Here is a 6,174-nt window from a genome sequence, read left to right on the forward strand (position 1 = left end):
GAGGATGAGCGTGGGGAGGGCGGCGATGCTGGGGAGGATGTGGGTGGCGCCGGCGGTGAGGAGGCGGTCGCGGTCGTGGGCGCCGGTGAGGACGCCCGCGACGATGGACGCGCCCGAGCGGTGCCCGGTGAGCATGTCGTTGGCGGTGTCGCCGCAGACGGCGATGTGGCGGACGTCGTCCGCGCCGAGGCGGAGGGCGGCGGTGAGGACGAGGTCGGGCCATGGGCGGCCGCGGGGGACGTCCGCCGGGCAGAGGGTCAGGTCGACGCGGTCCCACCAGCCGAGGGTGTCGATGATGCGGGCCTGCGTGCTGCGGCCGAAGCCGGTGAGGAGGCAGACGCGGATCCCGGCGGCGCGGATGCGCAGGAGGGCGTCGTCGGCGCCGGGGACGGGTTTCAGTCCGTGGCGGTCGACGAGGTCGTCGTAGGAGCGTTCGAACGCCAGGTTCGCCGCCTGGGCGCGGTCCTCGTCGAAGAGGGAGCGGAAGATGGCGATCTTCGAGCCGCCGCGCGAGTCGTGGAACCGTGCCAGGGCACGGCCGTACGCCGCCGTGCCGGAGACGATCCCCAGGGTGGCGATCGCCTCGGCGAAGGCGGTCCGGACGGTGTCGCCGTCCGCGACAGTGGTCCCGGCGAGATCGAGGCAGGCGACGGTGATCGGGGCTGCTTCGTTCACGCCGGGGACCTTATCGCCTGCGTCGGGTGAACACTTCTCATCCCGGCCCGCGCCGGCCATGCCTCCGCGGACGGGCGGGATGAAAAATGCTCAGTTGTCGGACGACGTGGCCTCGGTCCACAGGTCCAGCTCGGCACGGTCCTGCTGCAGCCGGCGCCAGACAGCGAAGCCACCGAGAGCCACGACGGCCAGAATGAGCAGTTTCTTCACGGTGGGACCCCTTCACCTCGACTATTCAGTCAAACCCCGGGGGACCTCACATCAGCGACTGCTTCCCCCAGGCTCTCCGCAGCCTAGCAACCGTTCCCGGGCGATCAGCACCCCCTCACCGGTATCGGACCCGGCGTCCAAATTCTGGTGCGGATGCCCTCACCCCCGCGCCATCTCGCCGGGCCGCCCGGACCGCCGCATAATCCGGGGTGACGACCCTCGGGAGAGCCGATGGCTGAGGACGACTTCCGCCGCTGGGAACGCGAGTTCGATTCGGGCGCGCCGGACGAGGAGCCGTCCGGGGCCCGTGGGCTGGTGCTCGCGGCCGGGGTGACCGCGACGGGATGCGCGGCGATGATCGCGTTGGGCGAGGTGGTCATCGGGTCGGCCGGGCTGGTGCTGTCGTCGGTGATCTTGCTGCTGTGGCGGATCGGGATGTGAGCCCACCGCGGCCAATGATGAAGAGTGTTCACGTATGCGGCACCATCGCGGGATGGATCTGCGCGGGGCGAACGTCCTTCTGACCGGCGCGAGCGGCGGGATCGGGCGGGCGCTCGCGGCGGCGCTGGCGGGGGGCGGCGCGCGGCTCGTCCTGACGGGCCGGCGGGTGGACGTCCTGGAACCGCTGGCCGAGCGGCTCGGCGGCGGCACCCGGGCCATCGCCGCCGGCCTGGCGGACCGTGCGGCGGCCGAGCGCCTCCTGGACGAGGCGGGCCGGGTGGACGTGCTGGTCGCGAACGCGGCGCTGCCGGCGTCCGGGCTGCTGGCCGACTATTCGATCACCGAGATCGACCGGGCGCTGGACGTGAACCTGCGCGCGCCGATCGTGATGGCGAAGCTCGCGAGCGCGCGGATGGCCGATCGTGGCCGTCGGCAGTTGGTGTTCGTCTCGTCGCTGTCGGGAAAGGCGGCGTCAGGAAACGCGTCCCTGTACAACGCGACGAAGTTCGGCATGCGGGGGTTCGCTCTGGCGCTGCGCGAGGACCTGCGGCCGCACGGCGTCGGCGTGTCGACGATCTTCCCGGGGTTCATCCGGGACGCGGGCATGTTCGCCGAAACCGGCGTTACGCTGCCGCGCGGCGTCGGCACCCGGTCTCCGGAGGACGTGGCGCGGGCGACCGTCCGGGCCATCGAGCGGAACGTCGCCGAGATCGACGTGGCGCCGCTCGGGCTGCGTCTCGGGGCCAGGATCGGCGGGTTCGCGCCCGTCCTGTCGGCGGCGGTGCAGCGGCGCGCGGGCGGCGCGCGGGCGGCGCGCGGGCGGCGCGCGGGTCACGCGGGGCCTGGCGGACGGACAGCGCGGGAAGCGGTAGCGACAAATCCGGATCTTCAGGTGATAATCCGGAAACGTCCCCCTTGATCAGCGGGATGTGCCGGGCGCAGCGTCCCCCCGGGCGGCCCCCCGCCTGCCGCGTGCGCCGCCGCGAGGAGGTCTGCGCATGTGGACGGGTAGGACGACGGCGATCGGGGCGGCGGTCGTGACCGTCCTGTCCCTGGCTGCGGCCCCCGCGCGGGCGGCCGACCCCGCGGACGCGACAGTGGTCCCGGTCCAGGTGACCGGTGACCCCGCCAAGCGCTTCAACCTCGTGATCCTCGGGGACGGCTACACGCCGGCGGACATGCCCAAGTTCCGCGCCCACTACGCCGAACATCTCAACGACCTGTGGACGATCGAGCCGTTCAAGTCGTACCGCAGCTACATCAACGTGTACGCGGTCGAGATTCCGTCCGGTGAGTCAGGGGTGAGCTGCGATCCGTCGCTGTCGTCCCCACGCCGCACTACTCCGTTGAGCATGGCGTTCTGGAGCGGCTGTAGGGCGGACGGCGTTCAGCGGCTCCTCGTCATGGACTCTGCGGCGGCCAAGACGTACGCGGACCTCGTCCCAGGGGCGACTCCAGCGAACCGGCAGATTCTTGGGCTCGCCAACAGCGACACCTACGGCGGTGCAGGCGGCGCCTACGCGACGGCATCTGGCGGGAACGCGATGTCCGCTCTCATCGCGCCACATGAGCTCGGCCACTCGCTGGGTGGGCTGGACGACGAGTACGACTACTACCAGCGGGGTGTTCCCGGCGGGACGTACACCGGTCCTGAGCCCGACTCCCTCCACCACACGCTGATGACCGAGCAAGACATGAAGGCGCAGAAGAAGAAGTGGTGGCGTTGGCTCGGTGAACGAAGCGAGTCCGGAGGAACCATAGGACGGTACGAGGGCGGCATCTATTTCAGTAAGGGCGTGTGGAGGCCGAGCCAGCACTCGATGATGAAAACGCTGGGCTACTACTTCGACCAGGTGTCGCGCGAACGGATGACGCAGCAGATCGCAGCCAAGGTCAACCTCGTCCAGGCGCATACGCCAACGGCTGCGCCCGTGGGTGACGACCGTGTTCTGTGGGTCGAAACGATGCACCCGTCTGGTCACCAGCTGTCCGTCACATGGACGGTTGACGGGAAGACCGTCCAGAGGGGTGCCAACCTGGATCTGTCTCGGCTGCATCTTAAGAAGGGCACGCACACCGTCCAGGCGAAGGTCACCGACCCAACTGGCTTCGTCCGTGACCCGGCCGTACGTTCGTCGGCCGCACTCACCCAGGTCCGCACGTGGACGGTCGACACCAGTGTGCAGACCCCGCCGGAGGATGTGCCGCTTGATTTCAGCTCGTCCACACCTACTGACAAGCCTGTGGGCAGCGAATCGGTCGTGTTCGCCGAGACGACACATCCGGTGCGGAGCATTCCGTCCGTCCGCTGGGAGTTGGACGGACGACGCGTACGCGGCGGTGACCGGGACATCGATCTCGCCCGGTTCCGCTTGTCGAAGGACACGCATCAGCTCGTCGCACGCGTCGGTTCCAAGACTCGGACGTGGACGATCGACGCGCAGGGCCCGACGGTGAAGTACGAACTGTCGAAGGCGACGCAGAGCCAGGTGCGCCCTGGCCGGACGCCCGAATACGTCTTCGACGGCCCGTTCACCATGCGCCTCACAGGCGCGGACGACCGCGCGGGCGTCGTGGTCTCCGAGTTCCGCGTCGACGGGGACGGCTGGTTCAACTACTTCGGCTGGCCGACCGACTCGTCCGCCCCCTGGCTGTTCACCGAGAACGGCACCGTCATCGACAGCCTCACCTACGGCAAACTCGGCAAAGGCCGACACACCATCGAATACCGCGCCATCGACCCGGCCGGCAACATCGGCAAGCCGGGCAAGTTCATCGTCACCCTCCGCTGACCAGCCGAACAATGGGCACCTCGCCTGGCCGGGATGAAACTCGTCCACCATGACGCCGGGCGCTACTGCCGCCCTGACCAAGCACCTTCCTGTGTGAGCGATGGGCACTTTCCGGCTGTGGATAGTCGGGACGGATCCGGCCACGCTCGCTGAGCGTGGCCGTTCCAGCAGGTCAGCAGGTCAGCAGGTCGAGGTCTCTTCGGGCTCGGCGACCGCGCCCCGGACGGGCGCGGCCTCGACGGGAGCGGCTTCGACGGAGGCGACCTCGGCGGGCGCAGGGCTGCGGTGGGCGGTCGCGAGGACGGAGCCGCCGAGGATCAGCGCGAACGAGGCGATGATCGTCCCGGTGAGGGGCTCGCCGAGGAACACGACCCCGGCGACGACCGCGACGGCCGGGTTCACGTAGGTGAACACCATGCCCCTGGACGTGCCGACCTCCCGGATCAGCTCGAAGAACACGATGAACGCCGCCGCCGTGCACACCAGCCCGAGCCCGATGAGCGCGGCGAGGACACGTCCGCTCGGCATCGACTCCGGCCAGGTGGCGGCCGCCGGGCCGGTGTAGACGAGCGCGGCGATGGCCAGCGAGAACGCGGCCAGCTGAAGGCTGGGCAGGTCCCGCAGCCGCCGGGTCGCGATCATCGGGGCGATGGAGTAGCCGAGCGCGACCAGCATGACCTCGCCGATCGCCCACGCGCTGCCGCCGCCGAGATGCGGACCGGCGAGGACGCCGACGCCGACCAGCCCGACCAGCAGCCCCGCCCACCGCACCGGCCCGAGCCGCTCCCCGTCGCCAGTGAGCCTGGCCAGCGCCACCCCGACGATCGGGACGGCGGCGATCAGCAGCCCGGTCATCGAACTGGTCAGCCTGGTCTCGGCGTCCGACAGCAGGGCCCACGGCCCGAGGATCTCCACGGCCGTGAACACCAGGAGCGGAAGCCAGTGCCGGCGGACCACACCGAGCCGGCCCGCCCGGAGCGCCAGCGGCAGCAGGACGGCGGCGCCGAGCGCGGTCCGGGTGAACACGATCATCGCGACCGAGACGTCCTCGACCGCCACCTTGATCATCAGATAGGGGATGCCCCACAGCACGCTCATCAGCGCGAACAGCACCCAGCCACGGCGACTCAACGCGACCTCCGTTCCCGTCCGTCCGGCGAACGGACAGGCTCAGAATGCGGGACGGCGCGCCGCACTGTCTTGAACGCTGTTGCGGTACGCGCCGGGCGTGACGCCCACCACGCGCCGGAACCACCGCGTGAGATGCGCCTGGTCGGCGAACCCGACGAGCGTCGCGGCCTCCGCCGGCCGGTGTCCCGCGTCCAGCAGCGCACGGGCCCGCGTGACCCGGTGCTGGGCGAGCCACGCGTACGGCGGCATGCCCACGGCTTCACGGAAGGCTCGCAGCAGTTGATACCGCGAAAGCTCCAGGTCGCCCGCGACCTCGGCGAGCGTCGGCGGGGCGAGCATCTCGTCCGACAGGCGTGCCGCGACGGCGCGAGCGATCCGGCCGGCGTCCGCGCCTCGCCGTCCCGGCGCCTCCTCCGGACTCGGAGCCGCGTGCCGCCGGACGAGCGCGCCCAGCACCCCCAGCAGACGCGACTCACCCTCCAGCGGGTCCTGCCCCAGGCGCAGCGCGCGATGCGCAAGCCGCAGGGCCTCGCCGAGCTGCGGATCGTCGATGATCGGCTCCCGGAAGTGCGGCCATGCGGGCTCCTCGTCCGAGTTCACCGCGGCGCCCAGCAGCTCGGCCCCCGGATAAACGCACAGGTAGGCGAAGCCTTCCGGACGAGCCGGACCACCCGTGTGCGCCTCCCCCGGCTCGACGACGACCAGACTTCCAGCACCCGAGTACACCTTCTCGCCCCGGTACCGCATCGTCTCCATACCGTCGACGGTCACCCCGATGGCGTACTCATCATGGATATGCGGTGCGTAATGCCGACGCCCGATCCGCGCCGTCAACAGATCAAGCGGCGCCCCCTGGACCCCACCAACCCGCGTCCAAACCGTCCAATCCCCACCTGGCAAATCCTCACCCCCAGAGCCAAGAGCC

The 6,174-nt window shown here is 70.5% G+C and carries 7 protein-coding genes; 3 read left to right on the forward strand and 4 right to left on the reverse strand.

Features of this window, described 5'->3' with window-relative positions; genetic code table 11:
- Together E1287_RS41520 and E1287_RS46150 are read right to left on the reverse strand one after the other, a co-directional pair.
- On the reverse strand, nt 1-675 hold a 675-nt coding region (locus E1287_RS41520; RefSeq protein WP_243719804.1), incomplete at its 3' end, for an HAD family hydrolase.
- A gap of 90 nt (nt 676-765) precedes the next feature.
- A complete protein-coding gene (locus tag E1287_RS46150; RefSeq protein ID WP_211342807.1) occupies nt 766-885 on the reverse strand; it encodes a DLW-39 family protein in 120 nt (39 codons plus the stop codon).
- Nucleotides 886-1,116: 231 nt separating this feature from the next.
- Between E1287_RS46150 and E1287_RS41525 the strand changes: the two genes are divergently transcribed.
- The 3 genes from E1287_RS41525 (at nt 1,117) to E1287_RS41535 (ending at nt 4,118) form a co-directional block, all read left to right on the forward strand.
- Nucleotides 1,117-1,326: a hypothetical protein gene (locus E1287_RS41525; RefSeq protein WP_131971342.1), complete on the forward strand. Its 210-nt coding sequence runs from the start codon at nt 1,117-1,119 to the stop codon at nt 1,324-1,326.
- Nucleotides 1,327-1,378: 52 nt separating this feature from the next.
- The gene (locus E1287_RS41530; protein ID WP_131971344.1) at nt 1,379-2,245 is read left to right on the forward strand and encodes an SDR family NAD(P)-dependent oxidoreductase; all 867 of its coding nucleotides are present in this window, start codon (nt 1,379-1,381) and stop codon (nt 2,243-2,245) included.
- A gap of 79 nt (nt 2,246-2,324) precedes the next feature.
- Nucleotides 2,325-4,118 (forward strand): M64 family metallopeptidase, encoded by a 1,794-nt coding sequence (locus tag E1287_RS41535; RefSeq protein ID WP_131971345.1) that lies wholly within the window; start codon nt 2,325-2,327, stop codon nt 4,116-4,118.
- A gap of 180 nt (nt 4,119-4,298) precedes the next feature.
- On the opposite strand, the gene E1287_RS41540 is transcribed toward E1287_RS41535, so the two are convergent.
- Entirely contained in the window at nt 4,299-5,249 is a 951-nt protein-coding gene (locus E1287_RS41540; protein ID WP_131971347.1) for a DMT family transporter, read from the reverse strand.
- A gap of 39 nt (nt 5,250-5,288) precedes the next feature.
- Nucleotides 5,289-6,149 carry an AraC family transcriptional regulator gene (locus E1287_RS41545; RefSeq protein ID WP_131971349.1) on the reverse strand — a complete coding sequence of 287 codons (861 nt, stop codon included), beginning with the start codon at nt 6,147-6,149 and terminating at the stop codon, nt 5,289-5,291.
- Between the last annotated feature and the right edge of the window lie 25 nt (nt 6,150-6,174).

The organism is Actinomadura sp. KC06, assembly GCF_004348735.1.
Classification (GTDB): domain Bacteria; phylum Actinomycetota; class Actinomycetes; order Streptosporangiales; family Streptosporangiaceae; genus Spirillospora.

What these genes read in the sequence shown, in the direction of transcription:
- E1287_RS41525 (WP_131971342.1), top strand. Translation starts at nt 1,117, where the DNA reads ATGGCTGAGGACGACTTCCGCCGCTGGGAACGCGAGTTCGATTCGGGC.
- E1287_RS41530 (WP_131971344.1), top strand. Translation starts at nt 1,379, where the DNA reads ATGGATCTGCGCGGGGCGAACGTCCTTCTGACCGGCGCGAGCGGCGGG.
- E1287_RS41535 (WP_131971345.1), top strand. Translation starts at nt 2,325, where the DNA reads ATGTGGACGGGTAGGACGACGGCGATCGGGGCGGCGGTCGTGACCGTC.